The organism is Stagnimonas sp. FW305-C-60 (genome assembly GCF_058782965.1).
Genome location: NZ_JBYSYF010000005.1, coordinates 1 through 26,992 on the forward strand (window position 1 = coordinate 1; position 26,992 = coordinate 26,992).

A 26,992-nucleotide genomic window follows, 5' to 3' on the forward strand; every position below is an offset into this window, starting at 1 on the left:
TCTTTTGCTGTTGGCATGGCTTGCCATGCCAACCCATTAACTGTTTCTTTGCACAAGCAAAGAAAAGTGAGTCGCCAGGGGGCGAAAAAAAGCTATCAAGCCCTGCAAAGCTAGCAGAGCGCGAACGCGCGAACCACAGCGCTCAAGAGCGAAGACGCCCAGCCGCAATCACCCGCGCGGCTTGAACCCCGCAAACTTCTGCGCCATTTCCTCATAGAGCGCCCGCTGCTCGTCATTCTCCGCCGGCGGCGCCACCACCCGAATCTCCACCAGCTGATCGCCCGGCGTCGCCCCCGGCAAGCCGCGCCCCTTCAAGCGCAGCTTCTTGCCCGACTGACTGCCCGCCGGCAGCTTGAGCTGCACCGCGCCACCCAGGGTCGGTACATCGATACTCGCCCCCAGCGCCGCTTCCCAGGGAGCGACCGCCACCACGCAGCTCAGGTCGCGCTCCTTCACCTCGAATTGCGGGTGCGGGGCGAAGCGGATTTCCAGCAGCAGGTCGCCGCCGTAGCGGCCCTGGCCGTTGAGGCGGATGGTCTTGCCCTCGGTCACGCCCTTGGGAATCTTCACGTCCAGCGTGCGACCGCTGCTCAGCTGCACGCGCCGGCTGCCGCCGTGGAAGGATTCTTCCAGCGACACCGTCAGCACATCACGGGAGTCCTCGGCCTCGGGCGCGAAGCCACCCATGTTGCCGAAACCACCGCCGGCGCCGCCCGCCGCGCCGCCGAACAGCGAGGAGAAGAAGTCGGAAAAATCAGCTCCGCCGCTGAAGCCACCCGCGCGGCCAGCACGAGCACCGCGGCCGCCACCCATCTGGCCGTCCCAGCCCGGCGGTGGTTCGAAGCGCTGGCCGGCGCGCCAGTTGGCGCCCAAGGCGTCGTAGGCCTTGCGCTTCTCGGCATCGCTGAGTACCTCGTTGGCCTCGTTGATTTCCTTGAAGCGATCCTCGGCGCCCTTGGCCTTGTTCTTGTCGGGATGAAATTCGCGCGCCAGCTTGCGATAGGCCTTCTTGATCTCGTCGGCCGAGGCAGAGCGGGCAACGCCCAGAATCTTGTAGTAGTCCTTGTATTCCATAAGACGCCATTCTCTACGAAAAAAGCCGCGCACCCTAGAAGCACGCGGCTTTGCATCAGCAAGCTCCGCCGGCGGCGGAGGCGGCTCAGTGGGTCACGTTGATCCGTCGTGGCTGGCTGGCCGGCCGCTTGGGGATGACGATTTCCAGCACGCCGTGCTTGCCACTGGCGGAAACCGAGTCGCCGTCGATGGTGTCGGGCAGCGCGAAGCGGCGGAAGAAGCGGCCAGTCGCGCGTTCGATACGGCGACGTTCGACACCCGCGGCTTCCACCGCCTTCTCGCGGCTGCCGGCAAGCGTCAGTACGCCGTTTTCGAGCGTGACTTCGACACTGGAAGGATCGACGCCGGGGATGTCGGCGCTGAGCACGAACTTGTCGGCGTACTCGGCGATGTCCACCGACGGCGTCCAGTCGGCGGTGGCGCCGGTACTGGCGTCCTGGTTGTTGGCGTCCAGGGCACGGGTGAATTCATTCAACAGCGCGCGGTGCAAGGACCACGGCTCGTAACGGGTCAGACTCATGTTGGTTCTCCTACATCGGGTTCAGAAGATGGGCTTCTGTGCGCACGACGCAAAACTGGTGTCGCGCATCCTGCTTTCAAGAGCCCGAAATTGGCTGTCAACCAACCGACGCCTGCCGGACTTTAATCACCACAGTTCACCCTCCGGAGATCCCCATGCTACGCAAGCTGATGTTGTCCCTGCCCCTGTCCATCGCCCTGCTGGGCGCGGTCCATGCCGCCGAGTTGACGCCCGAGCAGCAGGACAAGGTGGCCCAGCGCTGTGCCGAAAACCCGGCCCAATGTGAGCAGATGCGCGCCCGCGCTCAGGAGATGAAGGCCAAGTGCGATGCCGATCCAGCCAAGTGCGAGGAGATGAAGCAGAAGATGCAGGAGCGCCGGGCCGAGCTGAAAGCCAAGTGCGAGGCCGATCCCAAGGCCTGCGAGGAGCGCAAGGCGAAGTGGAAGGAGCGCATGGAAAAGCGCCGCGGCGAATAGTCGGGCGCGAGCCCGCCCGAGGTTTTCTGGCCTCGGGCGGGTCCAGACCTAGAGCATCGACCGGATCGCCCAGAGATCCGGAAACAGCGGCTTGAACAGGGTCGCCCGCAGATAGTCGGCGCCGGCCGAGCCGCCGGTGCCGGGCTTGGCGCCCAGGGTGCGCTCGACCATCTTCACGTGGCGGTAACGCCACTCCTGCAAGCCCTCGTCGAGATCGACCAGGCGCTCGCAGACTTGGGCGGCGAAGTCATTGCGGCGGTAGATGTCGATCAGCAAGGCCTGAACCGCGGCATCCGGCGCCAGCGGCGCCTGTGGATCGCGCGCCAGCGCGGCAGCCGGCACCGCCCAGCCCAGCGCCCGCAGATAGCGCAGAAAGCCATCCCAGGCGCAGGGCGCGAGCAGCGCCGCCTGTAGCCGCTCGCGCTCGCCGCTGCCCTCGGGGTAGTGCGCCAACAGCGCCGGCCGCTTGTGGCCGAGGCGGAATTCCAGCAGGCGGAACTGCGCCGACTGAAAACCGGAGCTGGCCTCCAGCCGTGCCCGGAAGGCATTGAAGGAGAGCGGGGTCATCGTCTCGATCACATCCACCTGCTGCACCAGGGTCTTGAGGATGGTGAGCATGCGCTTGAGCGCCGCCAGCGCCTTGGGACTGTCGGCGGCGGCAAAAGCGCGCTCCAGGCCGTCCAGCTCGTGCAGCAACTGCTTGAACCAGAGCTCGTAGACCTGGTGGATAATGATGAACAGGGTTTCGTCGTGCTCCGGGCCTTCCGACAGAGGCTTCTGCAAGGCCAGCAGCGCGTCGATCTGCAGATACGACGAATAGGTGACGGGTTTGGGCGTGGTCATGGCCACATGCTAGCGCCCCCGTACACCCGGACAAGGTGCATGGACGGAGCAAACCTGGGCTTTCCCCGCGGCGGCAACGCCGTTTCGCGATTCATTGGTCGCGCCGTGCTGCGCGCTTTCGGCTGGCGGCTGGAAGTGCAGCTGCCAGCGCTGCCGCAGGCGGTCATCACCGCCATTCCTCACACCTCCAACTGGGATTTCGTGTTCGGCATGGCCGCGATTCTGGCCCTGGGCCTACGGGTGCGCTGGTTCGGCAAGCACACGCTGTTCTCCGGGCCGCTGGCGCCGCTGATGCGCACCCTGGGCGGCATTCCCATCGACCGCAGCGTCTCCGGCGGCGTGGTGGCGCAGACCACCGCCGCCTTCCGCCAGCACCCGCAACTGGTGCTGGGCCTGGCGCCCGAGGGGACCCGCCACTACAACCCACGCTGGAAAAGCGGCTGGCAGCAGATCGCCCATGCCGCCGGCGTACCGGTGCTTCCGGCCTATATCGACCATGGCCGCAAGTGCATCGGCCTGGCGCCGGCGTTCCGCACCAGTGGCGACTACGAGGCCGACCTCGCCCGCCTGAAGAGCTGCTACCGGCGCGACATGGCCAGAAACCCCGAGCTGTTCGCGCTCTAGTACCCCGTGCGGGCTCAGGCCTGCTGCGGCCGTACCCGCGCCAGCAGCAGCATGCCGGCGGCGAAGAAGAACACCAGCACGAAGATCGCCAGCCGGGGATTGCCGGTGAGGCTGGCGGTGAGGCCCACCACCAGGGGCCCCAGCACCGCCGCGAACTTGCCGAGCATGTTGTAGAAGCCGAAGAATTGCCCGGCGGATTCCTTCGGGATGAGGCTGGAATAGAAGCTGCGCGACAGTGACTGCACGCCGCCCTGCACCAGCCCAACCGCAGCCGCCATCAGGTAGAAGTCGGCCTCGGTCTGCATGCTCAGCGCCCAGAGGGTGACGCCGATATAGATGCTCAAGCCCAGGTAGAGCCCGCGCTGGGCACCGAAGCGCTCGCCGATGCGGCCGAAGGCGATGGCGGCCGGGAAGCTGACGAACTGCACGATCAGCAGCGCCTTGATCAGCGCGCCGGGCTCGAAGCCGAGCTTGATGCCGAAGTCCACCGCCATGTTGGCGACGGTGTTCACCGCATCGATGTAGAGCCAGTAGGCGAACAGAAACAGGTACACCGGGCGGTAGCGGGCGATCTGCTTCATGGTTGCCCAGATCGCGGCCCAGCCGAGGACGCCGACATCGTGCACGGCGCGCGATTCGCGGACGTTGCGGAACAAGGGCCAGGAAAACAGCAGCCACCAGATCGCGACGCTGACGAAGGCCCATTTGCCGGCTTCGGCGGCATTGGCAAGCGCGAACCATTCCGGCTTCTGCACCATGCTGACGTTGAGCACGAACAGCAGGCCGCCGCCGAGATAGCCGAGGCCATAGCCAAGCGCGGAAACCCGGTCGCGCTCGGCCGGCGCGGCGACGTTGACCAGCAGCGAATCGTAGAAGCCCAGGCCGCCGAAGAAACCGACTCCGCCCAGGGCAAACAGGGCGATGGCCAGCTGCCACTGCCCCTCGCCGACCAGCATCAGGCTAGCGGTGGCACTGGCGCCCAGCAGGGTGAAGAACAGCAGCAGGCGCTTCTTCCAACCGTGCTTGTCGGCGAGTACGCCCAGCCAGGGCGCCATCAGCATCACCAGGAAGCTGGGCAGGGAGTTGCCGTAGGCGCCCAGGTAGAACGTGCTGATGCCGGGCTCGACGCCAGCGGCGTAGTACTTGTTGAACAGAATAGGAAACAGGCCGACCAGCACGGTGGTGGCAAATGCCGAATTGGCCCAGTCGTAGAAGGCCCAGCTGAGTTGCTGCTTGCGGTCCGGCGCCATCGGCGGGTCTCGGTCAGAGGATTTCGTAGCCCAGCACCAAGGCATCTTCGCGGCTGTTCTCGGCCGCCGGATAGTAGCCCTTGCGGATGCCCAGGGTGTTGAACCCGAGGCTCTCGTAGAGCCGGCGCGCCGCGTTGTTGGAGCGCCGCACTTCCAGCAGCACCACGGTGCACAGCTCCTCGCGCGCCAGCGCCAGCAGGTGCTGCATGAGGTAGCGGCCGATGCCCTGCCCCTGCTGCGCCGGGTCGACGCAGATGTTGAGCACATGCGCCTCGCCCACCGCCATGCTGAAGAAGGCATAGGCCAGCAGCTGGTCGGCCGGATTCAGCACGCCCCAGCAGGCAGTGCCGTGGCGCAGGCTGTCGCGGACGATCTGCTCGGTCCAGGGAAAGGGATAGCCGCGTCGCTCGATGTCGAGAATTTCCGGCACGCGGCCGGCGTCGAGCCGCTGCAGGCGCCAGAGCTCCGCCATCATTGGCTGGCGTGGAGGTGCTGCCAGACCTTCTTCAAGTCTTCCCAGCTCTTGGCTTTTTCCTTGGGGCTGCGCAGCAGGTAGGCCGGGTGGTAGGTGACGAACACCGGCGTCTGGAACTTGCCGTACTGGTGCAAGGGGCCGCGCAGACGCGACAGCGGCTGGTCGGTGGAGAGCAAGCGCTGCGCCGCGATGCGTCCCAGGGCGACGATCAGCTTCGGCTGCAACAGCTGGATCTGCATGTCCAGATACGGCCGGCAGCCTTCCACCTCGTCGGGCTCGGGGTCGCGGTTGCCGGGTGGTCGGCATTTCACGACGTTGGCGATATAGGTGTTGTCGGCGCGCGAGCGGCCGATGGAGCGCAGCATCTCGTCGAGTAGCTTGCCGGCGCGGCCGACGAAGGGCTCGCCCTGGGCGTCCTCGTCGGCGCCCGGCCCCTCGCCCACCACCATCAGCGGCGCACTGGTGTTGCCGACCCCAAACACGGTCTGCGTGCGGGTCTTGCAGAGCTTGCAGCGCTGGCAGCCGCTGACCAGCTCGCGCAGCGCGTTCCAGTCGGCCGGGACTTCGAGCGCGCTGGCGCCGTTCATGGTGCTTATCACTGGGCTGTTTCCCGACACCGGCGCGGGCACCGCCGCAGGTCGCGGGCCGGAGACGGCCGGGGTGCTGGCGGCGGCGATCACCGCTGGCGGTGGCGGCGCGACAGACGGCATTTCCGGAATCGCGAGGCCGGAGGTGCTGGCGCCCTTGGCCTGCCAAGTCTCGATGCCGAGGGCGTCGAGCACCTTTTTTCGTTTGCCGTTCATGCCGCTATTGTCGGGGCGCGGCGAGCGCGATGCCAGCCGCCAGAAGGCGGCCGGTATCGCTGCCCAGCCATTGCCGCGGACTAGCCGCGGCGGGCAACGCGATTGAGCGCCGAGAGGATGGCCTTCAGCGAGGCGGTGACGATGTTGCCGTCGATACCGACGCCGAACACCGGCCGACCTTCGCCGACCTTGAGCTCGATATAGCTCACCGCCTTGGCATCGCTGCCGGCGGTGACCGCGTGCTCCTGGTAGTCGGCCACCGACAGCTTGCGGCCGCTCAGCGCCGCGAGCGCGTTGACGAAGGCGTCGATGGGGCCATTGCCCTGGCCGTCCAGGCGTTGCTTCTCGCCGTTGACCGCAACCTCGGTGACCAGCTTGACCTGATCCAGCGTGGAGTCCTCGACCAAGTGATGCGCCAGATAGCTGTAGGGTTCATTGGCGCTCAGATACTCGCGCTGGAACAGCGCCCAGATGTCGGCGGCGCTCACCTCCTTGCCGGACTCGTCGGTCACCGCCTGCACGGCGGTGCTGAACTCGATCTGCAGGCGGCGCGGCAGGGTCAGGCCGTACTCGGACTCCAGCAGATAGGCGATGCCGCCCTTGCCGGACTGCGAGTTGACGCGGATCACCGCCTCGTAGCTGCGGCCCAGATCCAGCGGGTCGATCGGCAGGTAGGGCATCTCCCAGATGTCGTCCGGCTTGCGCAGGGAGAAGGCCTTCTTGATCGCGTCCTGGTGGCTGCCGGAGAAGCTGGTGAACACCAGGTCGCCGACATAGGGATGGCGCGGATGCACCGGCAGCTGGTTGCAGTACTCCACGCACTGGCGGACTTCGTCGATATCGCCGAAATCCAGGCCGGGATGGACGCCCTGGGTGTAGAGGTTCAGCGCGATGTTGACCAGATCGACATTGCCGGTGCGCTCGCCGTTGCCGAACAGGCAGCCTTCGATGCGATCGGCGCCGGCCATCAGGGCGAACTCGCCGGCGGCGGTGCCGGTGCCGCGGTCATTGTGGGGATGCACGCTGATGACGATGGACTCGCGGCGCGCCAGATTGCGATGCATCCACTCGACCATGTCCGCGAAGATGTTGGGCGTGCTGTGCTCGACGGTGGCTGGCAGGTTGATGATGCAGGGCTTTGCCGGCGTCGGCTGCCAGACCTCGGTGACGGCATCGACGATGCGCTTGGCGAAGTCCAGCTCGGTGCCGGAGAACATCTCCGGCGAGTACTCGAAGGTCCAGTCGGTGTCCGGGTGCTCGGCGGCCAGCTGCTTGATCAGCCGCGCGTGCTGCACCGCCAACTGGTCGATCACCTCGTCCTGGCTGAGGTTGAACACCACCCTGCGCATCACCGGCGCGGTGGCGTTGTAGTAGTGCAGGATCACCTTCTTCGCGCCCTTCAGGGCCTCGAAGGTCCGGCGGATCAGGTGCTCGCGCGCCTGGGTCAGCACCTGGATGCTGACGTCGTCGGGGATCAGATCGTTTTCGATCAGGTGGCGGATGAAATCGAACTCGGTCTGCGAGGCGGAAGGAAAGCCGACCTCGATTTCCTTGAAGCCCAGCTTCACCAAGAGCTGGAACATGCGCAGCTTGCGCTCTCGGTTCATCGGCTCGATCAGCGCCTGGTTGCCGTCGCGCAGGTCGACGCTGCACCAGATCGGCGCCTGGCTGAGCACGGCGTCCGGCCAGCGCCGGTCGCGCAGGTGGACGGGGGCGAAGGAACGGTATTTGGTGGCGGGGTTTTTCAGCATGGCCATGTGACAGCACTCCGGCCCGCAGGCAGCGGACCTTATCAATCAATAGGGGGATGGTGAGTAGAGTCTCATCACGGTTTATCCCCCGTGCGGGCGCGTGCCGGTGTCCTGGCCTTCAAGCCAGGACGAGCACGCAGTTGCTAAGTCGCGCAGGCAGCCTCAGGCGCGCCGAGTCGGCACGGGGGGCGGTAATGATGGCGCGGCAAGTAAACATGGCGAGGCAGGATAGCCGCGAACCGTGGGAAATCAAGTGCCCGGGGTTTGAGCGGTAGGTTTGCGCAGTCGGCGCCAGAGCGTGCTGACCGGGCCGGACAGGGCATAGCCCAGGAACACCAGGAACAACACCTGCGGCGGATTGATCGCCACCAGGGTCAGCAGGCCGACCACCGCGGCAAAGGGCAGAAACTTCATCCGCCCGGCCAGGTTGAGCTTCTTGAAACTGTTGTAGCGGATGCTGCTGACCATAGCCAGCGCGGTCAGCAGGGTGAGTGGCGCGGCCACCAACAGCACCTCGCTACCGGCGACGCCCCAGACATCCACCGCGCTCCAGACGAAGAAGGTCACCAGCGCCGCCGCCGCCGGGCTGGGCAGCCCGAAGAAATCCTTGCTGCCACCGGCGATATTGGCCAGCACGTTGAAGCGCGCCAGCCGCAGCGCCGCGCAGGCGGCGTAGGTGAAGGCGATCACCCAGCCGAGCTTGCCGCCCAGCCAGCGGTATTCAGCCAGGCCCGAGAGGCTGTAGGCATAGACGACGATGGCCGGAGCAACGCCGAAGGCGACCATGTCGCAGAGCGAGTCGTATTCCTTGCCGAAGTCGGTGGAGGTATTGGTGAGCCGGGCGATGCGGCCGTCGAGACCGTCGGCGACCATCGCCACCAGGATGCCGATGCAGGCGTGGTCGAAGCGCCCACCCATCGCCATGACGATGGCGTAGAAGCCGCCGAACAGGGTGCCGGTGGTGAACAGGTTGGGCAGCAGGTAGATGCCCTTGGTCGGCCCCTTGCGGCGCGGTGTTGCGGTGTCGCTCATCGTTCGGTTCTCCGCAGCAGCGTGGCGAGGACGGTCTCGCCGCATCTTATCGTTTGCCCGAGCGCGACTTCCACGCGCGAACTGGCCGGCAGGTATACATCAACGACCCGTGCCAAGCGCCGCACCCCGCAAGGCCGCCCCTGCCCCACCCGCTCACCAAACGGAATCCACACTGGACGCGCACCGAGCAGCCAGCCGCGTGCAGCCACCACCAGCACGTCCTCGCCTTCGTCGGTCTGGATGCGACTGACCCGGCGCGAGGCGCCCGGTACCGCCAGCACCTCGCCTTCCACCGGCGCGCGCAGCAGGTAGTTGCCCCAGACCGAAACCCGGATGCCGAGACGGATCGCCTCGCGCCCCAGATAGGGGTCGTGGCATTCGCGCCTGAAGCTCACCACGCCGTCCACCGGCGCCAGCACGCCCAGGGGCTTGGCCGGGCTGCGGCGGGTGCGGTCCTGAAACCAGAGCAGTGCCACCGGCACCAGCAGGGCTGGGATCAGCGCCAGCTGCCAGAGGCCCAGGCCCCAGAGCAGCAAGGCCAGCAGCGCCAACAGGGCGCAGCTGATCCAGCCTTCGGGGACGATGCGAAGGATCGGAACGTAGGCGCTACGCATGGCGGAACTTTCGCTGCGGTGAAAACAGAACGGCGCGATTCATCTTAAGGATGAATCGCGCCGTGCCTGTAGCTCGCTTAGTTCTTGGTCTTGTCGACCAGCTTGTTCTTGGCGATCCAGGGCATCATCGAGCGCAGGCGGGCGCCCACTTCCTCGATCTGATGCTCGGCGCCAATGCGGCGGCGGGCCTTGAGCATGGGCTGGCCGGCCTGGTTCTCGAGCACGAAGTCGCGCGCGAACTTGCCGGTCTGGATGTCGGTGAGGACGCGCTTCATCTCCTTCTTGGTCTCTTCGGTGACGATGCGCGGGCCGGTCACGTAGTCGCCGTACTCGGCGGTGTTGGAGATCGAGTAGCGCATGGTGGAGATGCCGCCCTCGTACATCAGGTCGACGATCAGCTTGAGCTCGTGCAGGCACTCGAAGTAGGCCATCTCCGGCGCGTAGCCGGCTTCCACCAGGGTTTCGAAGCCGGCCTGCACCAGCGCCGAGGCGCCGCCACAGAGCACCGCCTGCTCGCCGAACAGATCGGTTTCGGTTTCCTCGCGGAAGTTGGTCTCGATGATGCCGGCGCGGCCGCCACCGTTGGCGCTGGCGTAGCTCAGGGCAATCGCCTTGGCATTGCCGGTGGCGTTCTGGTGGATGGCGATCAGGCTGGGCACGCCGCCGCCCTGGGTATAGGTCGAACGCACCGTGTGGCCGGGGCCCTTGGGCGCGACCATGATCACGTCGAGGTCGGCGCGCGGCTCGATCAGCTGGAAGTGGATGTTGAAGCCATGGGCAAAAGCCAGGGTGGCGCCCTTCTTCAGATTGGGGGCGACCGACTCTTCGTAGATCTTGCGCTGGTCCTGGTCGGGGGCGAGGATCATCACCAGGTCGGCAGCCTTAACGGCGTCGGCGACTTCGGCGACCTTGAGGCCGGCGTTGGTGGCCTTCTCCCAGCTCTTGGAGCTCTTGCGCAACGCCACGGTGACATCGACGCCGGAGTCCTTGAGGTTCAGCGCGTGGGCATGGCCCTGCGAACCGTAGCCGACGATGGCGACCTTCTTGCCCTGGATGATGGAAAGGTCTGCGTCTTTGTCGTAGTAGATGGAGATGCTCACGGTCGTGGCTCCGATGGGGCGTGGATGAAGGGAAAAATGCTTTGAAAAAAACTCTCAGGCTTTGTGCAGCACGCTCTGGCCCAGCGCCAGCGCGGCGACGCCGGAGCGCACCAGTTCCAGCACGTTCGAGATCTTCGCCAGATCGGCGATGAAGGCCTCGACCTGCGCGGCGGTGCCGGCCAGCTGCGCGGTGCGGGTGTTTTCGCTGCCATCCAGGGCGGTGGCGTGGTGGTCGCGCACGCAATGGATGAAGGCATTGGCCTGCTGCGGCAGCAGTTCGATCTTGATGATCAAGAGCTCGCACTCGACATGGTCGGTCGCCGAGAGATCGGCGATATCGACGACATCGACCAGCTTGCGGGTCTGACCGACGATCTGCTCGATCACCGCGTCGGAGCCGGTGGTGACCAGGGTCAGCCGGGAAACCGCCGAGTCGTGGGTCGGCGCTACGCAGAGCGACTCGATGTTGTAGCCACGGGCGGAAAACATGTTGGCCACCCGCGCAAGCGCGCCGGCCTCGTTCTGCAGGAGGATCGAAACGATATGTCGCATTGACCGTGGAACCGTACACCCGGTCTTTCGGGGACGCGAACCTTAGCGTCGCACCGCAGCAAACGCAATGATTCCGCGACCAAAGGCGGCCAAAAATCAGCTGCCGGGGCTAGCCGCGGCCGTACTGCTTGTGCACCCACTCCACCAGCTGCGCCCGGCGACGGATGCCCAGCTTGTCGTAGAGGTTATAGGCGTGGGTGGAGACGGTGGAAGGAGCCAGACCCAGATCGCGGGCGATCTCCTTGAAGGTCATGCCTCCGGCCAGCTTGCGCGCCACCTGCAACTCACGGCCACTGACACTGGGCGCGCGGCGGTCACGGCGGACCCGCACATGGCATTTCTCGCCGAAAGGATCGAGCCGGTAGAACAGGCCGCCGTGGGGGATGCCCTGGGTATAGGCCTTGGCTTCCAGTGACAGCGGAAACGGCAGGTGCCTGCCGTCCCAGTCCTCGTTGGCCCGGCGCAGGTAATCCTCGAAGACCCGGTCAGCGGACTCGATGCGCCCCTCGGCGTTGACGATGGCGAAGCCCACCGGCTCAGGATCACCACCCCGCGCCTGACGCAGCAAGCCCTGCAAGCGGCGCGACAGCCGTTCGGCATTGACCAGGTGCTCAAGGTTTTCCTGCAAAAAACGCCGCTCTTCGTCGACGAAGCTGGACGGCAGCGCCCGCTGCCAGGTGAACTCGTGGCGGGTGTTTTCCACCGGCTCCAGCACCTCGATGCGCAGTGTCGAGAATTCGGCCTCGGGAGCGCTCGAGGCCAGACCGGCCATGCAGATCTCGCGGATGCCGGAAGGGGTAAGCAGACACCAGCGCGCCTGTGACATCGGCAGGCGCTCGACCAGGCAGGACAGCCCCCAGCTGGCGAACTGCTCCTGCTGCTCGAAAACCCCGGAATACAGTGTGGCTGCAAGACTAGGCATCGCGACTCTCCCCAGGGGATTTCCGCCGGAAACAAGCACAAGGTTGTTGCTGTATTCGGTATTCTCGGCGCAGCCCGGCGACCTAGCTATCGTATTTATTAAGTAACACTCCCTGTTTATACGAGGCCTAGTAAGTAATCGGCAGGCAGGGTGCCTAGTGGCGCCGCTGGCCGCACCCAAGGCACTGAGGGCGCGGGACCCACAGCTTTCCAAGTCTCCCCGGCCCCCCCAATAATGGCCGCCTGCCAGCCCGCTCCCATGCCCGTCGACCTTCCCCTACCCGCTCCGCCCGAGCCCACGCTGGTTGCGCCCGCGCGCCGCGCCGCCGGCCGCGAGTTGGCGGTGCGGCTAGACGGCCGGAGCATGAAGATTCAGGCCCCGGCCGATGTCGACCTGAGCGAGCTGCGCGCCAACCTGCTGCAGGCCAGCAGCGCCGATGACGCCTTGCGGCGCCTTCCCTACCTGATGGTCGCGGCCGGCTATCTGAGTTCGCGCACCTACTACCTTGAGGAAGCCGACGGCAGCCTCCGGGTGTGGCTGGTCCCGGTCAAGCTGACCCGCGTCGAGGGCCAGCCACCGTTGCTGGACTACTTCCAGCCGCTGGCTACGGTCAAGCAGCCGCTGCGGGCCGCCGACCTGGAGCCGGCACGCACCCTCGCCGGCCTGCATGCCGACCGCGCCGGCCTGCATGCCGGTGCCCGCCTGCTGCCGGACGGTGAAGGCCTGTTGATGGATGTCTACAGCTACCCACAGGGCAACCGCGGCAAGGTTCGAGTGGCGGTGGGCAATCCCGGCAATCGCTACGTCGGCCGGCGCTTCATCGATCTCGAGGTCAAACTCGACAGCCGCTCCGGCGCCGAGCTGGGCCTGTTCTGGCGCGAATCGGACCGGCTGTTTCAGGGCAGCAGCGCCGACTACCACGAGCAGGGGCTGTCGGCCAGCCTGTTCCGGCCGCAGGGCGCGTTCACGCTGAGCGGCCGCCGCTTCGACTACCGTGTCCACGATCCGGCCGGGCTGCTGGACGGCGAGCAGAACTACTTCGAGCTGAGCTGGCTGGCGGTGCCCAGGGCCGATTTCCGCGCTCGCTGGACCACCGAGCTGAAGCTCGATCTGACCCAGCAGTCGCTCTATCGCAACTCCGACCAGCAGCTGTTGCGCCGCGAGCACTACCCCTCGCTGGCCGCCACCGTGCAGCGCACCGCCACCGCCACGGCGCTGGGCAAGCGCCTGGACTACGACGGCAGCCTGCTGTTGCGGCAGGGCCTGGGCGGTGAGCCAACCCCGGCCGGTGCCTCCAGCCTGGACTACCAGCTGACCCGCCTGGGTTTCGGCGCCCGCTGGCGCCTGCTGCCCTCACTTGCCCTGGAAACCCAGCTGGCCGGCCAGTGGAGCGACGACCGCCTGCCCGACGCCCAGCTCTGGGCCCTCGGCGGCCCGCAGTTCGTCCGCGCCTATTACCCCGGCGCGGCGCTGGGCGACCGTGGCGCCTACGCCCGGCTGTCCAGCCTGTTCCCGCTGCCCGCCTACCGCGACCTGCAACTGACGCCGGCGCTGCACGTTGAATGGGGACGCAGCGACCGCGAGGACAGCCCGGACGGCACCCTGGCCGACATCGCGCTGTCGCTGGACCTGCGCTTTCGCCGCGGCTGGTCGGCCAGCCTGAGCAGCGGCCTGCCGTTCGTGGAGCGTGGCGACCCGCGCCTGATCGAGGGCGCCCGCGCCGGCCTGTTCTTCCGGCTGCTGGCCGACCTCTGAGACGGTCGGCCGCAGCCGCCGAGGGCCCGGCATTTTTGCCGCCGACCCGGCGCCGCCGGTCGCCAGGCCCACTGCGGCAACAGCCCGGAAATGCTATAAACCGCGCCCCCAAGCAAGCAGCCTGATCCGCTGCAGATCCGGCCCGGGTCTGCGGCAAACACCGAGACCGTCATGAACGCCGCCACCCCGCTCTCCCAGCACCCCAAATCCGGTCAGACCATGACGGGTGCCGAGATCGTCGTCCAGATTCTGGCCGACGAGGGCGTCGGTGCCATCTTCGGCTATTCCGGTGGCGCCATCCTGCCCACCTACGACGCGGTGTTCCGCTACAACCAGCAGAACCTCGACGCCGATGGCCGCGAGACCATGCCGCTGATCGTGCCGGCCAACGAACAGGCCGCCGGCTTCATGGCCGCCGGCTATGCCCGCGCCTCCGGCAAGGTCGGTGTCTGCCTGGTCACCAGCGGCCCCGGCGCCACCAACACCGTGACACCGGTGCGCGACTGCATGGCCGACTCGATTCCGATCGTCGTGCTCTGTGGTCAGGTGCCCACCGCGGCGATCGGCTCCGACGGCTTCCAGGAGGCGCCGATCAGCTCGATCATGGGCCCCTGCGCCAAGCATGTGTTCCTGGTCACCGACGCCAGCCAGCTCGAAGCCACGGTGCGTACTGCCTTCGAGATCGCCCGCAGCGGCCGCCCCGGCCCGGTGGTGGTGGATATCCCCAAGGACGTGCAGAACTGGAGCGGCAGCTTCCGCGGCCAGGGCGTGCTGGCCATCCCCGGTTATCGTCAGCGGCTGGCGGCGGTGACCGAGAGCCGGCTCTCGGAAACCAAGAAGGCGCAACTGGCCGAGCTGCTCAGCGAGGCCCGCAAGCCGCTGATCTACGCCGGCGGCGGCGTCATCCACGGCGAGGCCAGCGCCGCGCTCACCGCCTTCGCCGACGCCTATGGCATCCCGGTGACCACCACACTGATGGGCATCGGCGTCTACGACACCACCGCGCCGCGCGCCCTGCACATGCTCGGCATGCACGGCACTGCGTTTGCCAACTACGCGGTGGACGATTGCGATGCCCTGATCGCCATCGGCGCCCGTTTCGACGACCGCGTCGCCGGCGTGCCTTCGAAGTTCGCGCCCAACGCGAAGTGGATTGCCCACTTCGACGTCGACCCCAGTGAGATCAACAAGGTCAAGCGCGTGCAGTGGCACCACGTCGGCGAGCTGAACAACGCGCTTGACGAGCTGCGCGCCTATCTCGATGCCCACGGCTTTCAGCCGGACTACAGCGACTGGCACCGCCACATCGCCATGCTCAAGCAGACCCATGCGCTCAACTACGAGCGCGGCGGCGACTACATCCAGCCGCATGCGGTGATCGAGGCCCTGAACGCGATCACCCAGGGCGAGGCGGTGGTGGCTACCGGCGTCGGTCAGCACCAGATGTGGGCGGCGCAGTACTTCGACTTCAAGCACCCGCGGCTCTGGCTCACCTCCGGCTCGATGGGCACCATGGGCTTTGGCCTGCCGGCCGCCATCGGCGCCGCCTTCGCGCGTCCTGACAAGGTGGTGATCGACATCGACGGCGATGCCTCGATCCGCATGAACCTGGGCGAGCTGGAAACCGCCACCACCTACAACCTGCCGGTGAAGGTGGTGGTACTCAACAACAACGGCGACGGCATGGTCAAGCAGTGGCAGCGCTTGTTCTTCGAGAGCCGCTACTCGGGCTCCGACAAGTCGCTGCACCGCAAGGACTTCATCAAGGCGGTGCAGGCCGATGGCTACGAGTTCGCCCGCCGGGTCGAGAAAAAAGAAGACCTCGCGCCCGCTGTCGCCGAGTTCCTGGCCTTTCCCGGCCCGGCGTTCCTGGAAGTGGTGATCGATCCCATGGCCAGCGTCTACCCGATGGTCGGCCCCGGCATGAGCTACGGGCAGATGATCACCGGCCCCTGGATTACTGCCCGCACCAGCAGCGCACAGCCGGAAAAGCAGGACAAGGCCGATCTGTTCTGAACCATCGGCAACACCTGGGCCGCCTAGCGCGGCCTTTTTGTTGCCCCGAACGGATCAGGTGCCGCACAGTCGCCTCGGCCAAAATCCCGTCATCCACACACCCACCTGAGGAAACCCATGTCCGAGGCCCATATCGTCACCACGCTGGCAGACCGAGTCCTGACGGTCCGCTTCAACCGCGCGGACAAGAAGAACGCCCTGACCGGCGCGATGTACTCGGCGCTGGCCGAGGCCTTCACCGCCGCCAACAGCAACCCCGAAGTGCGGGTGGTGCTGATCCTCGGACAAGCCGACTGCTTCACCGCCGGCAACGACTTGGCCGACTTCCTGGCGGTGCCGCCGAAAGGCCCGGACAGCCCGGTGATGCGCTTCATGCACTCGCTGGCCAATCTGGAGAAGCCGGCGGTTGCCGGCGCCAGCGGCATTGCCGTCGGCGTTGGCGTCACCCTGCTGCTGCATTGCGACCTGGTCTATTGCGGCGAGCAGACCAAGCTCAACATGCCCTTCGTCAGCCTGGGCATCTGCCCCGAGTTCGCCTCCAGTTACCTGCTGCCGCGTCTGCTCGGTCATGCCCGCGCCGCCGAGTTGCTGCTGCTGGGCGAAGGGTTCAGCGCCAAGAAGGCCTTGGAGTACGGCCTGGTCAACGCGCTGCTGCCCAACGCCGAGGTCGAGGCCACCGCGCTCGCCAAGGCCCGGCAGATCGCCGCCATGCCGCCGCGCTCCAGCCGCATCGCCAAGATGCTGCTCAAGAAATGGAGCCGGGCAAGGGTCGACGAGGCCATTGACTTCGAGGCCGAGCATTTCATGGCGATGCTGCACGACCCCGAGGCGCGCGAGGCGCTCACCGCCTTCACGCAGAAGCGCAAGCCGGATTTCTCCGCCTTCAGCTAACCGTCTGCAAGCTTTTTGCTGCGCCGCGGCAGCCACCGCCACGGCGCAGCAAAGAGGCCCGAATCCTCCTTGACGATGGCGCGCTCCAAAGCGCAGCATCTGCCCCATGCAAGCGCTGCGGAGGAGCCTGAAATCGCATGAGTCACAGGGTGCTGGTTCTAGCCTCGCGCAAGCGCATCGCCCAAGGCGGGCCGAGCCGCCTCGGTCAGCCTGCCGAGGTCAGCCTCAGCCACCTTGGTGCGTTTGAGTTGGCCACGCCACCCGCTCCTGCCAAGCCCCTTTGATGGCCAAGAAAGCCGCAGCCACTGCCAGCCCGCCCCAGGAGCCGCAGGCCGTTATCAACGGCGTCGGCAAGCGTGAGCGCAACAAGCTGGCAAACCGCGAAGCCATCCTCGAAGCCGCACGCAAGTGCTTTTTGAAACAAGGCTACGACGCGGTCACGGTGCGCGACGTGATCCGCATGACCGGCCTCGCCGCCGGTACTTTCTACAACTACTTTCCGGACAAGGACACGCTGTTCCGGGCGGTGCTGGAAACCCGCATGAACGGGCTCAATGCCGCCATGCACGCGGTGCGTGGCGAGGCCTACACCATCGACAGCTTCATCCGCGGCGCCTTCCTGACCCTGTTCACCCGCATCGCCGACGATCCCGGCTTCTTCCGTCTGATCATGCGCAACGAGCACGCAGTGCGCACCCTGTTCCAGGACAGCGTGGTGGGCATCCCGATGCGGGCGCTGAAGGCCGATCTGAGCGACGCCATCGAGCGCGGCATCTTCCCGCCGCTGGACGTCGACCTGATGACTTCGGCCTTCTTCGGCGTCGGCTTCGAGATCGGCCGCACCCTGTCGGTCGCCAAGCGTCCCGACCCGGAGGCCGCCGCCGCCTTCGCCTCTCAACTGATGACTGCCGGCGTGCAGGCCTTCGGCATCCAGCAGGGCTCTTCGGCGCGGCGCAAGAAGGGCGAGGTGGCGATTCGCGGCTCCTTGCCCTAGCCCACGCATCCGGAGCGCTGCCCAAGAAAAAGGCCGGGAAGACCCGGCCTTTTCTTTAATGCTTAATGACCGACTCAGTGCACGCGCTGCAGCACGGTCGCGACGCCCTGGCCCATGCCGATGCACATGGTCGCCAGGCCGTACTCGCCGCCGTTTTCCTTCAGCACATGCGCCAGCGCGCCGGTGATGCGCGCGCCGGAGCAGCCCAGCGGGTGGCCGAGGGCGATGGCGCCGCCCTTGAGGTTCACCTTGTCGATGCGGTCGATGATCTTGAGATCCTTCATCACCGCCAGGGACTGCGCGGCGAAGGCCTCGTTCAGCTCGAAGAAGTCGATCTGGTTGATGTCCAGACCGGCGCGCTTGAGCGCCTTCTGGCTGGCCGGCACCGGACCGATGCCCATGATCGAGGGGTTGCAGCCGGCGGCGGCCACCGAAACGATCTTCGCCATCGGCGTCAGGCCCAGTTCCTTGGCCTTGTCGGCGGACATCACCAGCACGCAGGAAGCGCCGTCGGAAATCGCCGAGGAGGTGCCGGCGGTGACGCTGCCCTTGGGGTTGAAGGCCGGCTTGAGCTTGGCGAGATCGGCGAGGTTGGCATCGGGACGCACCACCTCATCGTGCTCGACCAGGATCGGCGTGCCGTCGGCGTCGTGGCCCGGCGTCGGCACCACTTCGTTCTTGGTCTTGCCTTCCTGGATCGCGGCGTAGGCCTTCTGATGGCTGCGCAGGGCGAACTCGTCCTGCTGCTCACGCGTGATCTGATGGGTCTGGGTCAGCATTTCCGCGGTCAGGCCCATCATCGCCGCCGCCTTGGCGGTGTTCATGCTCATCGCCGGCGCGCCATCGAAGCCGTGGGTCATCGGCACATGGCCCATGTGCTCGACGCCGCCGCAGATGTAGACGTCGCCAATGCCAGCCTGGATGTTGGCGAAGGCGGTGTGGATAGCGGACATCGACGAACCGCAAAGGCGGTTGACGGTCTGGGCGGAAACGCTGTGCGGCAGGCCGGCCATCAGGCTGGCGTTGCGGGCAATGTTGAAGCCCTGCTCCAGGGTCTGACCGACGCAGCCCCAGATCACGTCTTCGACATCGGCCGGCTTGAGCGCGGCATTGCGGGCGAGGATGGCCTTGATCACGTGCGCCGAGAGCTCCTCGGCGCGGACATTGCGGTAGACGCCACCCCGGCTGCGGCCCATGGGGGTACGGACGGCATCAACAATCACGACATCAGTCATGGAAAATCTCCTAAACGGTAATTCGGCAGTTCGTGTGGTGACTTACTTCGTGTAGTAGGTCTTGCCTTCGGCGGCCAGTTTCTTCATCGACTCGGTGGGCTGGTAGATCTTGCCCAGGTGCGCGTACTTGGCGCACTTCTCGATGATGGTGGCGAGGCCGACGGTGTCGGCGTACTTGAGCGCGCCGCCACGGAACGGCGGGAAGCCGATGCCCAGGATCAGGCCCATGTCGGCCTCCTGCACGGTCTCGACGATGCCCTCGTCGAGGCAGCGCACGGTCTCGATGATCATCGGCAGCATCAGACGGTCGACGATCTCCTCGTCGCTGAAGTCCTTCTGGCCTTCCGGCTGCACGGCCTTGAGCAGCTCGTAGGTGTCGGCGCTGACTTCCTTCTTCGGCTTGCCCTTGGGGTCGGTCGAGTACTTGTAGAAGCCGATGCCGTTCTTCTGGCCGTAGCGCTTGGCCTCGTACATCACATCCATGGCGGTGCGGAAGGTCTTGGCCATGCGGTCCGGATAGCCCTCGGCCAGCACGTCGCCGACGTGGTGGCCGGTGTCGATGCCGACCACGTCCTGCAGATAGGCCGGGCCCATCGGCCAGCCGAAGGTTTCCATTACCTTGTCGATCTTCTGGAAATCGGCACCGTCGCGCATCAGCGCGGCCCAGCCGCCGAAGTAGGGCGAGAGGATGCGGTTGACCAGGAAGCCCGGGCAGTTCTTCACCACCACCGCGCTCTTGCCCATGGCGGTGGCGTAGGCCACCACGGTGGCAATCGCCTCCTTGCTGGTCTTCTCGCCGTAGATCACTTCCACCAGCGGCATCTTGTGCACCGGGTTGAAGAAGTGCATGCCGAGGAAGTTCTCCGGCTTCTTCAGCGCGGTGGCCAGCTCGTCGATGGAAATCGAGGAGGTGTTGGAGGCGATGATGGTGCCTTCCTTGACGATGCCCTCCACCTCGGCCAGCACGCTCTTCTTGATCTTGGGATTTTCGACCACGGCCTCGACGACGATGTCGACGCCGCCGAAATCACCGTAGTTCAGGGTCGGACGGATGGTGCCGAGGATCTCGCCAGCCTTGGCCGGAGTGAGCTTCTTGCGGTCGACCTGGGTGGACAGCAGCTTGTTGGCCTCGCCCATGCCGAGTTCCAGCGACTTCTCGGCGATGTCCTTCATGATGATCGGCGTGCCGCGGGAGGCGCTCTGGTAGGCGATGCCGCCGCCCATGATGCCGGCGCCCAGCACCGCCGCGTGCTTGACCGGACGGGCGATCTTGCCGGCGGCCTTGGCCTTCTTCTTCAGCAACTGGTCGTTCAGGAACAGCGCGATCAGCGCGTCGGAAACCGTGGTCTTGGCCAGCTTGGCGAAAGCCGCGGCTTCGATCTTCAGCGCATCGTCACGACCCTTGGTCGCGGCCTTCTCGATGGCGGACACCGCGGCGACCGGCGCCGGGTAGTTCTTGCCCGCCTTGCCGGCGATGAAGCCCTTGGCGGTGGAGAACACCATCATGCCGCTGAGGTTGTCGAGGTTGAGCTTGCTCTTCTTCTGCTCGCGGCGCGCCTTCCAGTCGAACTGACCGGCCTGGGCGGCCTTGAGCAGCTTGAGCGCGGCGGCCTTGAGCTTGTCACCCGCCACCACGCCGTCCACGGCGTGCACCTTGAGCGCGGCGGCAGCCTTCTGTTGCTCGCCGCCGGCGATCCATTCGATCGCGTTGTCAGCGCCAATCAGGCGCGGCAGGCGCACGGTGCCGCCGAAGCCGGGGATGATGCCCAGCTTGGTCTCCGGCAGGCCGATCTGGGCCTTGTCGCTCATCACGCGGTAGTCCACCGCCAGGGCCATTTCCAGGCCGCCGCCGAGGGCGATGCCGTTGATGGCGGCCACCGAAGGCACCGGCAGGTCTTCGATGGTGTTGAAGATCTGGTTGGCTTCCAGCGCCCACTTGGCGATCTCTTCCTCGGACTGCTGGAAGTTCTTGCCGAATTCGGTGATGTCGGCGCCGACGATGAACACATCCTTGCCGGAGCTGACCAGCAGGCCGGTCAGGCTGCTGTCGGCGGCCAGCACCTTGGCCGCTTCGGAAAGCTCGGTGACGGTGCGCAGGTCGAACTTGTTGACGGAGTCCGTCTTGTTGTCGAAGCAGAGTTCGGCGATCCCGCCGTCCAGCTTCGTGACCTGGATTGATTGGCCTTGATACATGGGCACCTCGGGTGGTTTAGAGAAATCGTTGCCGGCGAGACCGCCCCATTTGCAGGGCATGCCGCCATGAAGGTGCGCGACTTTAACGCGCAGCCTGCTCCCCGGCAATGCGGTAACCAACCGTGCGGTATGCGAGAAAACTGGGCCATCCAGGGAGAAAAACCGTCGCTTTGACGATAACTTAGCCAATTCTCTAGAATGCGCGGCGAAGGTCCAACTAGACGTCTTTCTACAAGGGGAGTTCGACATGACCAAGCCGTTTGACCAAATCAAGACTTCGCTCGACAAACTGCGCCGCGAGTCGCTCGATGTCGTCGGTCAAGCCAATCGCATCGTCAGTCAGGGCGTGCACCGCCTGGCCGAGCATGAGTTGAAGGCGCTCAACGACACCTACCGCACGGTGTTGTCTGCCCTCAAGGACGCCAAGAAAGGCGATTCCATCAAGGACGTCGCCGGCAAGCAGCTCGATGTCATGCAGGACAGCGTCAACCGCCTGATCGCCAGCACCCGCGAATCGCTGGCGATCCTCTCCGACACCCGCCAGGAGCTGAGCGGCCTGGTCAGCGGCGGCCTGAAGACTGGCGCGGTCGCCGAAGCCGAACTGGCCAAGGTCGCCGACAAGGCCAAGAAGGCAGTGGCCGGCGTCAAGACCGCCGCCGCCGACGCCCAGAAGAAGGCGGGTCAGGTGACCGCTCAGGCCAAGGCCTCGGCCGACAAGGTGGCCGCCAGCGTCAAATCCGATGCCAAGAAGGTCGCCGCGGCGGTCAAGAAGGACGTCAGCGTCGCCCGCCAGCGCGTCGGCTCGGTGCTCGACATCAAGCACAAGGGTGCGCCGGTGAAAAAGCCGGTGGTGGCGGTAAAACCTTCCGCCAATTCCCGCGCCAACCGCGCCACCAGCAAGGCCAAGAAGGCGGCCTCCTCGGTGGTCGAGACGGTCAAGAAGATGGGCTAAACCGCCCAGCGCTGCACCCGAAGCCCGCCACCCGGCGGGCTTTTTGTTGAACGTCGCGGCACACTTTGAAACCTATGCTCAGTCTTCAGGAAAGTACCGACATCTGCCGCCTATTGGCCGACTCCAGCCGCCAGCGCCTGCTGCTGCTGCTGGAAGCGCATGCCCTGTCGGCGGCGGAACTCAACGAGATCACCGGTCTCGCCCAGAGCCGGGTCTCCACCCATCTCGCCAAGCTCAAGCAGGCCGGACTGATCCAGCCCGAGCGTGGCGAAGGCGCAGCGCTCTACTCCGCCCGCCAGCCGGAGGGCGCGGCGGCCGAGTTGTGGCGTTCGCTGCGTCCGCAGCTGGACGATGCGCAGACCCGGGTCGATCTGGAACGCGCCGAGCAGGTGCTGCGCACCCGCCACAGCGGACAGACTTGGGCGGAGTCGGTGGCCGGCCGCATGGAGCGGCATTACTCGCCGGGCCGCACTTGGGAAACCACCGCCCATGCTCTGATCGGCCTGGTGCGCCTGGGCCGGGTGCTGGACCTCGCTTCCGGCGACGGCGTACTCGCGGAGTTGCTGGCGCCGCGCTCGGAGCAGGTCACCTGCCTGGACATCAGCGAGACCGTGCTGGCGGCAGCCCAGCGGCGGCTCGCCGGTTTCGCCAATATCGATCTCAAGCGCGGCGACATGCACGAGCTGCCCTTCGCCGATGCCAGCAGTACCAGCGGCTTCGACGTGGTGTTCGCCCTGCATGCCCTGGCCTATTCCAGCCAGCCGGAAAAAGTGCTTGCCGAGGCGGCGCGGGTGCTCAAGCCCGGCGGCCAACTGGTGGTCGCGGCGCTGCGCCAACATCCGCATGCAGAGACCATGCGCGCCTACGACCACGTCAACCTGGGCTTCGAGCCCGAGGCCTTGCGCACATTGATGCAGGCCGCCGGCCTGCGGGTGGAGAGCTGCCAGGTCACCTCGCAGGAAACCCGCCCCCCTTATTTCGAGGTGATCACCGCAGTGGCGCGGCGCTGAGCACAGGGCTCAGTGCTCGGGCAGCTCAGCCGCCCACAGGCATTTGCCGCCGGTTTTCTTGGCGATGCCCTTGAGCCGCTCCTGGTGCGCGGCCAATTCCGCCTCGCTGGCGCGTGGCACCGACAGCGGCAGGCCAGCGGCGTCGACCCGCAACTGCTCCAGCAGACGCGAGCGCCGCGGCTGGTTGCTGCCGTCGCCGGGGCCGTCCAGCACCAGACGCGACTGTCCGCCGGTCATCGCCAGGTAGACATCGGACAGCAGGCGGGCGTCGAGCAGCGCGCCGTGGAATTCGCGGCTGGAGTTGTCGACACCGTAGCGGCGGCACAGCGCGTCCAGGTTCACCTTCTGGCCTGGGTGCAGCTTGCGCGCCATGCTCACCGTGTCGGTGACGGTGCAGACCTCGGCCAGCGGGGTGTCGATACCGCAGCGCTGAAACTCGCGATTAAGAAAGCCGACGTCGAAGGCGGCGTTGTGGATGATCAGTTCCGCGCCGCTGAGGTAATCCCAAAGTTCCCGCGCCAGTTCGTGAAAACGCGGCTTGTCGGCCAGGAAGGCGTTGGTGATGCCATGCACCTGCACCGCGCCGGCGTCGATCTCACGGTCCGGGTTCAAGTACTTCCAGTAGTTGTTGCCGCTGGGCCGGCGGTTGATCAGCTCCAGGCAGCCGATCTCGATGATGCGATGGCCCTGGTCGGCTTCCAGGCCGGTGGTTTCGGTGTCGAGGACGATCTGGCGCAGGCTCATGCCGACAGGCTCCGGTCCAGCCCCAGGTTGGCCAGGCGGTCGGCGGCCTCGTTGCCGGGATCGCCGGCATGGCCCTTCACCCAGCGCCAATCGACCTCGTGCGCGGCGGCGGCGGCATCGAGCCGCTGCCAGAGATCCTGATTCTTCACCGGCTTCTTGTCAGCGGTGCGCCAGCCCTTGGCCTTCCAGCCCTTGAGCCATTCGGAAATGCCGGAGCGCACGTAGTTGGAGTCGGTGTAGAGCGTCACCCGGCAGGGCTCCTTCAAGGCTTCCAGCGCCTGGATCGCCGCCATCAGTTCCATGCGGTTATTGGTGGTGTCGTCTTCGCCGCCGCAAAGCTCCTTGACCTTGCCCTTAAACTCCAGCCGCGCGCCCCAGCCGCCTGGCCCGGGGTTGCCGCGACAGGCGCCATCGGTGTGGATCAGCACCGTCTTGCGTGCCGCTCTCACTGGCCGCCGTCCCGATGGGCGGCGACACCGGACAGGCCGATCAGCGGTTTGACCTGCGCACGACTGCGTTGCCCCACCAGGGTCAGCGGCGTCACCCGCTTCTTGGCCGCGACCAGATAGGCCTCCGAGAACGGCTGCAACAGCGCCGCCGGGGTGAACGGACTGCCATCATTGCGTGCCGGCAGCCAGGGGAAGCCGATGCCAAACCGGCGAACCTCCACCACCTCGAAGTCGAGCAGGCTCAGCCAGTCACAGACCCGGCCCGGCGAGTAGTAGCGCGCGAACGGCGGCAGCGCGCGCGGCGCCAGGCCCAGGCGGCGGCGCCAGGCCAGGCTGCCCCAGGGGCTGAAGCCGACCAGCAGCAGACGGCCACGGTCGCTGAGCACCCGCGAGGTCTCGCGCAGCAGCTGGTGCGGCGAGGCGACCGATTCCAGGGTGTGTGGCAACAGCACCGCATCCACCGACTTGCTGGCCAGCGGCAGGTGCTGGGCATCGACCCGCGCCTGCGCGCCGCCCTGCTTGCCGACCGCGAGCACCGCCCGGTGCAACATCTCCGAGCCCTGCAGCCAGTCGCCCTCGCCGCCCCAGGCGCCGATCTGCAGGAAGTGGCGGCCGAACAGCTCCGGCAGATGCCGGGCCACCTCCTCGCGCTCCAGCGTGGTGAGACGGCGGCCGTGCGTGGACTCGGCCCAGCGCAGCGCCGGGTCGATCTTGCTCGGGTGGGGGGAAGAGGCTAGAGGCATGATTGACGGCCTGGAATTCGCACGCGACCATCGGCCGCTATGGGCACAATATCTGCCATTCCGGCCTTTGAGGACAACTACATCTGGGCCTGGCGGCGCGGTGCCGAGGCCCTGATCGTCGATCCGGGCGATGCCGCGCCGGTGCTGGCCTGGTTGCAGTCCGAAGGCCTGAGCCTGAACAGCATCCTGCTCACCCATCACCACCCCGACCACATCGGTGGCGTCGCCGAGTTGGTCCAGCAGACCGGCGCCTGCGTCTACGGCCACGCCGGGGATCGCCACCGCCTGCCGGCACTCGATGTCGCACTCACCGAGGACGATCGTATCGAGGTGCTGGGCGGAGATTTCCAGGTGCTGGTCACCCCCGGCCACACGCTAGGCCACATCTGCTATCACGGCGCAGGCCTGCTGTTTTGCGGCGACACCCTGTTCTCGGCCGGCTGCGGGCGCATGTTCGAGGGCAGTCCGGCGCAGTATCTGCACTCGCTGCAAATGCTCGCCGCTCTGCCCGGCGACCCGGCAGTCTGCTGCGCGCACGAGTACACCCTGGTCAATCTGGCCTTCGCCGCCCAGCTGAGCCCGGCCGATGCCGAACTGGCCGGAGAGCTGGAAAGAGTGCAGGCGTTGCGCGCCGCCGGCGAGATCAGCCTGCCTTCACGGCTGAGCTGGGAACGCCGCTACAACCCCTTCCTGCGTTGCCATGACGCCGCGCTGGCCGCCGCGCTGGACTGCTCCGGCGCCGACCCGATCAGCGTCTTCGCCGCCATGCGCAAGGCCAGAAATCACTTCCGCCTGCACTGATGCGCCTCTCCCACCTACTGCTGATGCTGGTCTTGGCACTGTGCTGCGGTCGGGCCTTCGCCAACCTCGACCCCGCCGACGACAGCATCTGGCCGCGCATCGCCCAGGGCATGCGCCTGGGCGGCGAGCAGCGGCCGGAGGTTCAGCGCTGCATCGCCAGCTATACCGAGAACCCAGCCTTTCTCAGCCTGATGCTGGAACGCGCGGCCCCCTTCCTCTGGTTCATCGTCGAGTCCGCCGAGATCCGCGAGCTGCCGCTGGAACTGGCGCTCCTGCCGGCGGTGGAAAGCGGTTTTAATGCCCATGCCCGCTCGGCCTCGGCGGCACTGGGGCTCTGGCAGTTCATTGCGCCCACCGGTCGCGCCTATGGCCTGGGCGAGAACCCCGGCTACGACGCCCGCCGCGATCCGGTCGCATCCACCCGCGCCGCGTTCTCCTATCTGTTGGAACTGCATCGCGAGTTCGACGACTGGCTGTTGGCGCTGGCTGCCTACAACGGCGGCGGCGTGCGTCTGCGCGCCGCCATCAGCGCCGCCGGTGGCAGTCGCGACTTCTGGCAGCTGCCGCTGCGCACCGAGACCCGCGACTACGTGCCGCGCCTGCTGGCGCTGGCCGCCATCGTCCGCGAGCCCGAGCGCTACCGGGTGCGGCTTCCGACCATCAGCAACCGCCACGCCGCCGAGATGGTGGCGATCGACGCCCTGCCAGCGCGAGCCCTCCAAGCGCTAGGCAAGGTCGATCAGGAGCTGCTGCACCGCTACAACCCCGGCCTGAAGAAGCTCAATGCCCAGGCCCGCCTGCCGACCCTGCTGCTGCCACCGAGCGAGGCGCTGCTGCTGCGTGCGGAGCTGGCCGATGGCGAGGCCAGGCTGAACACGCGCAGTCCGGCGCTCAGCGAAAACTGGCTGCTGAGCAGTCCCGAGGTCACCGACTCTCTGCGGCTAGCGACGATTTCCGTCGGCTTCCCTCAGGACCCTCTGCCGAAGCATCAGCAGGAACCATTGCCGGCGACGCCCGGTCTGCATCGGGTGCGTCAGGGCGAAACGCTGTACTCGGTGGCACAGCAGTACGGCCTGAGTGTGCAGCGTCTGCGCCAATACAACCGTCTGAAGGCCAACGCGGTGCTCGAAGCAGGACGCAACCTGAAAATCCCCTCAGTTCAATGAGCCGACG

At 66.5% G+C, this 26,992-nt stretch carries 27 protein-coding genes; 10 read left to right on the forward strand and 17 right to left on the reverse strand.

Annotation, left to right across the window (positions count from 1 at the left end; genetic code table 11):
- Nucleotides 1-168 precede the first annotated feature (168 nt).
- Both AC3WT6_RS13905 and AC3WT6_RS13910 read right to left on the reverse strand, forming a co-directional pair.
- Nucleotides 169-1,074 carry a DnaJ C-terminal domain-containing protein gene (locus AC3WT6_RS13905; RefSeq protein ID WP_492654204.1) on the reverse strand — a complete coding sequence of 302 codons (906 nt, stop codon included), beginning with the start codon at nt 1,072-1,074 and terminating at the stop codon, nt 169-171.
- 85 nt (nt 1,075-1,159) lie between these two features.
- Nucleotides 1,160-1,594 carry an Hsp20/alpha crystallin family protein gene (locus AC3WT6_RS13910; RefSeq protein WP_492654205.1) on the reverse strand — a complete coding sequence of 145 codons (435 nt, stop codon included), beginning with the start codon at nt 1,592-1,594 and terminating at the stop codon, nt 1,160-1,162.
- Between the two features lie 155 nt (nt 1,595-1,749).
- On the opposite strand from AC3WT6_RS13910, the gene AC3WT6_RS13915 reads away from it, so the two are divergent.
- On the forward strand, nt 1,750-2,070 hold the full coding sequence (locus tag AC3WT6_RS13915) for a hypothetical protein (protein WP_492654206.1): 321 nt from the start codon (nt 1,750-1,752) through the stop codon (nt 2,068-2,070).
- A gap of 48 nt (nt 2,071-2,118) precedes the next feature.
- Here the strand turns inward: AC3WT6_RS13915 and AC3WT6_RS13920 are convergent, their stop codons facing one another.
- Complete coding sequence (locus AC3WT6_RS13920) at nt 2,119-2,913, reverse strand: tryptophan 2,3-dioxygenase (RefSeq protein WP_492654207.1); 795 nt, start codon at nt 2,911-2,913, stop codon at nt 2,119-2,121.
- Nucleotides 2,914-2,952: 39 nt separating this feature from the next.
- Between AC3WT6_RS13920 and AC3WT6_RS13925 the strand changes: the two genes are divergently transcribed.
- Nucleotides 2,953-3,537 carry a lysophospholipid acyltransferase family protein gene (locus AC3WT6_RS13925; RefSeq protein WP_492654208.1) on the forward strand — a complete coding sequence of 195 codons (585 nt, stop codon included), beginning with the start codon at nt 2,953-2,955 and terminating at the stop codon, nt 3,535-3,537.
- Nucleotides 3,538-3,551: 14 nt separating this feature from the next.
- Here the strand turns inward: AC3WT6_RS13925 and AC3WT6_RS13930 are convergent, their stop codons facing one another.
- The 9 genes from AC3WT6_RS13930 to AC3WT6_RS13970 all read right to left on the reverse strand — a co-directional run bounded on the left by AC3WT6_RS13930 (nt 3,552) and on the right by AC3WT6_RS13970 (nt 12,036).
- Complete coding sequence (locus tag AC3WT6_RS13930; protein WP_492654209.1) at nt 3,552-4,787, reverse strand: MFS transporter; 1,236 nt, start codon at nt 4,785-4,787, stop codon at nt 3,552-3,554.
- Between the two features lie 13 nt (nt 4,788-4,800).
- Entirely contained in the window at nt 4,801-5,262 is a 462-nt protein-coding gene (gene rimI / locus AC3WT6_RS13935) for a ribosomal protein S18-alanine N-acetyltransferase (RefSeq protein WP_492654210.1), read from the reverse strand.
- A complete protein-coding gene (locus tag AC3WT6_RS13940; protein ID WP_492654211.1) occupies nt 5,259-6,065 on the reverse strand; it encodes a uracil-DNA glycosylase in 807 nt (268 codons plus the stop codon). The genes rimI and AC3WT6_RS13940 overlap by 4 nt, the downstream gene beginning before the upstream one ends.
- An 80-nt stretch (nt 6,066-6,145) precedes the next feature.
- Nucleotides 6,146-7,816, reverse strand: a complete 1,671-nt coding sequence (leuA, locus tag AC3WT6_RS13945) for a 2-isopropylmalate synthase (protein ID WP_492654381.1) — start codon at nt 7,814-7,816, stop codon at nt 6,146-6,148.
- A 249-nt stretch (nt 7,817-8,065) separates the two neighbouring features.
- Complete coding sequence (gene pssA / locus AC3WT6_RS13950; RefSeq protein ID WP_492654212.1) at nt 8,066-8,848, reverse strand: CDP-diacylglycerol--serine O-phosphatidyltransferase; 783 nt, start codon at nt 8,846-8,848, stop codon at nt 8,066-8,068.
- Nucleotides 8,845-9,462, reverse strand: coding sequence for a phosphatidylserine decarboxylase (locus AC3WT6_RS13955; protein WP_492654213.1), 618 nt, complete (start codon nt 9,460-9,462; stop codon nt 8,845-8,847). Before AC3WT6_RS13955 ends, pssA begins: the two co-directional genes overlap by 4 nt.
- 77 nt (nt 9,463-9,539) lie before the next feature.
- Entirely contained in the window at nt 9,540-10,556 is a 1,017-nt protein-coding gene (ilvC, locus tag AC3WT6_RS13960) for a ketol-acid reductoisomerase (RefSeq protein WP_492654382.1), read from the reverse strand.
- 60 nt (nt 10,557-10,616) lie between these two features.
- Entirely contained in the window at nt 10,617-11,114 is a 498-nt protein-coding gene (gene ilvN / locus AC3WT6_RS13965; protein ID WP_492654214.1) for an acetolactate synthase small subunit, read from the reverse strand.
- A 109-nt stretch (nt 11,115-11,223) separates the two neighbouring features.
- On the reverse strand, nt 11,224-12,036 hold the full coding sequence (locus AC3WT6_RS13970; protein ID WP_492654215.1) for a helix-turn-helix transcriptional regulator: 813 nt from the start codon (nt 12,034-12,036) through the stop codon (nt 11,224-11,226).
- Nucleotides 12,037-12,294: 258 nt separating this feature from the next.
- On the opposite strand from AC3WT6_RS13970, the gene AC3WT6_RS13975 reads away from it, so the two are divergent.
- The 4 genes from AC3WT6_RS13975 (at nt 12,295) to AC3WT6_RS13990 (ending at nt 17,692) form a co-directional block, all read left to right on the forward strand.
- A complete protein-coding gene (locus AC3WT6_RS13975; protein WP_492654216.1) occupies nt 12,295-13,791 on the forward strand; it encodes a ShlB/FhaC/HecB family hemolysin secretion/activation protein in 1,497 nt (498 codons plus the stop codon).
- Nucleotides 13,792-13,962: 171 nt separating this feature from the next.
- Nucleotides 13,963-15,807, forward strand: coding sequence for a biosynthetic-type acetolactate synthase large subunit (gene ilvB, locus AC3WT6_RS13980; protein WP_492654217.1), 1,845 nt, complete (start codon nt 13,963-13,965; stop codon nt 15,805-15,807).
- Nucleotides 15,808-15,924: 117 nt separating this feature from the next.
- The gene (locus tag AC3WT6_RS13985; protein ID WP_492654218.1) at nt 15,925-16,698 is read left to right on the forward strand and encodes an enoyl-CoA hydratase; all 774 of its coding nucleotides are present in this window, start codon (nt 15,925-15,927) and stop codon (nt 16,696-16,698) included.
- Nucleotides 16,699-16,981: 283 nt separating this feature from the next.
- Complete coding sequence (locus tag AC3WT6_RS13990; protein ID WP_492654219.1) at nt 16,982-17,692, forward strand: TetR/AcrR family transcriptional regulator; 711 nt, start codon at nt 16,982-16,984, stop codon at nt 17,690-17,692.
- A gap of 74 nt (nt 17,693-17,766) precedes the next feature.
- On the opposite strand, the gene fadA is transcribed toward AC3WT6_RS13990, so the two are convergent.
- Both fadA and fadB read right to left on the reverse strand, forming a co-directional pair.
- Nucleotides 17,767-18,927, reverse strand: coding sequence for an acetyl-CoA C-acyltransferase FadA (fadA, locus tag AC3WT6_RS13995; protein WP_492654220.1), 1,161 nt, complete (start codon nt 18,925-18,927; stop codon nt 17,767-17,769).
- A gap of 42 nt (nt 18,928-18,969) precedes the next feature.
- A complete protein-coding gene (gene fadB, locus AC3WT6_RS14000) occupies nt 18,970-21,120 on the reverse strand; it encodes a fatty acid oxidation complex subunit alpha FadB (RefSeq protein ID WP_492654383.1) in 2,151 nt (716 codons plus the stop codon).
- A gap of 247 nt (nt 21,121-21,367) precedes the next feature.
- Here fadB and AC3WT6_RS14005 point away from each other — a divergent pair, with 247 nt between their 5' ends.
- Nucleotides 21,368-22,072, forward strand: coding sequence for a phasin family protein (locus AC3WT6_RS14005; protein WP_492654221.1), 705 nt, complete (start codon nt 21,368-21,370; stop codon nt 22,070-22,072).
- Nucleotides 22,073-22,146: 74 nt separating this feature from the next.
- Complete coding sequence (locus tag AC3WT6_RS14010; protein ID WP_492654222.1) at nt 22,147-23,082, forward strand: methyltransferase domain-containing protein; 936 nt, start codon at nt 22,147-22,149, stop codon at nt 23,080-23,082.
- A 9-nt stretch (nt 23,083-23,091) separates the two neighbouring features.
- On the opposite strand, the gene dnaQ is transcribed toward AC3WT6_RS14010, so the two are convergent.
- Genes dnaQ through AC3WT6_RS14025 form a run of 3 tightly spaced genes read right to left on the reverse strand, consistent with a single transcriptional unit; the run spans nt 23,092 to nt 25,018 of the window.
- The gene (dnaQ, locus tag AC3WT6_RS14015; RefSeq protein WP_492654223.1) at nt 23,092-23,826 is read right to left on the reverse strand and encodes a DNA polymerase III subunit epsilon; all 735 of its coding nucleotides are present in this window, start codon (nt 23,824-23,826) and stop codon (nt 23,092-23,094) included.
- The gene (gene rnhA, locus AC3WT6_RS14020; protein WP_492654224.1) at nt 23,823-24,275 is read right to left on the reverse strand and encodes a ribonuclease HI; all 453 of its coding nucleotides are present in this window, start codon (nt 24,273-24,275) and stop codon (nt 23,823-23,825) included. The genes dnaQ and rnhA overlap by 4 nt, the downstream gene beginning before the upstream one ends.
- Complete coding sequence (locus tag AC3WT6_RS14025) at nt 24,272-25,018, reverse strand: class I SAM-dependent methyltransferase (RefSeq protein WP_492654225.1); 747 nt, start codon at nt 25,016-25,018, stop codon at nt 24,272-24,274. The genes rnhA and AC3WT6_RS14025 overlap by 4 nt, the downstream gene beginning before the upstream one ends.
- 39 nt (nt 25,019-25,057) lie before the next feature.
- On the opposite strand from AC3WT6_RS14025, the gene gloB reads away from it, so the two are divergent.
- Nucleotides 25,058-25,819, forward strand: a complete 762-nt coding sequence (gene gloB, locus AC3WT6_RS14030) for a hydroxyacylglutathione hydrolase (RefSeq protein ID WP_492654226.1) — start codon at nt 25,058-25,060, stop codon at nt 25,817-25,819.
- A complete protein-coding gene (locus AC3WT6_RS14035) occupies nt 25,819-26,985 on the forward strand; it encodes a transglycosylase SLT domain-containing protein (RefSeq protein ID WP_492654227.1) in 1,167 nt (388 codons plus the stop codon). Before gloB ends, AC3WT6_RS14035 begins: the two co-directional genes overlap by 1 nt.
- Nucleotides 26,986-26,992: the final 7 nt, after the last annotated feature.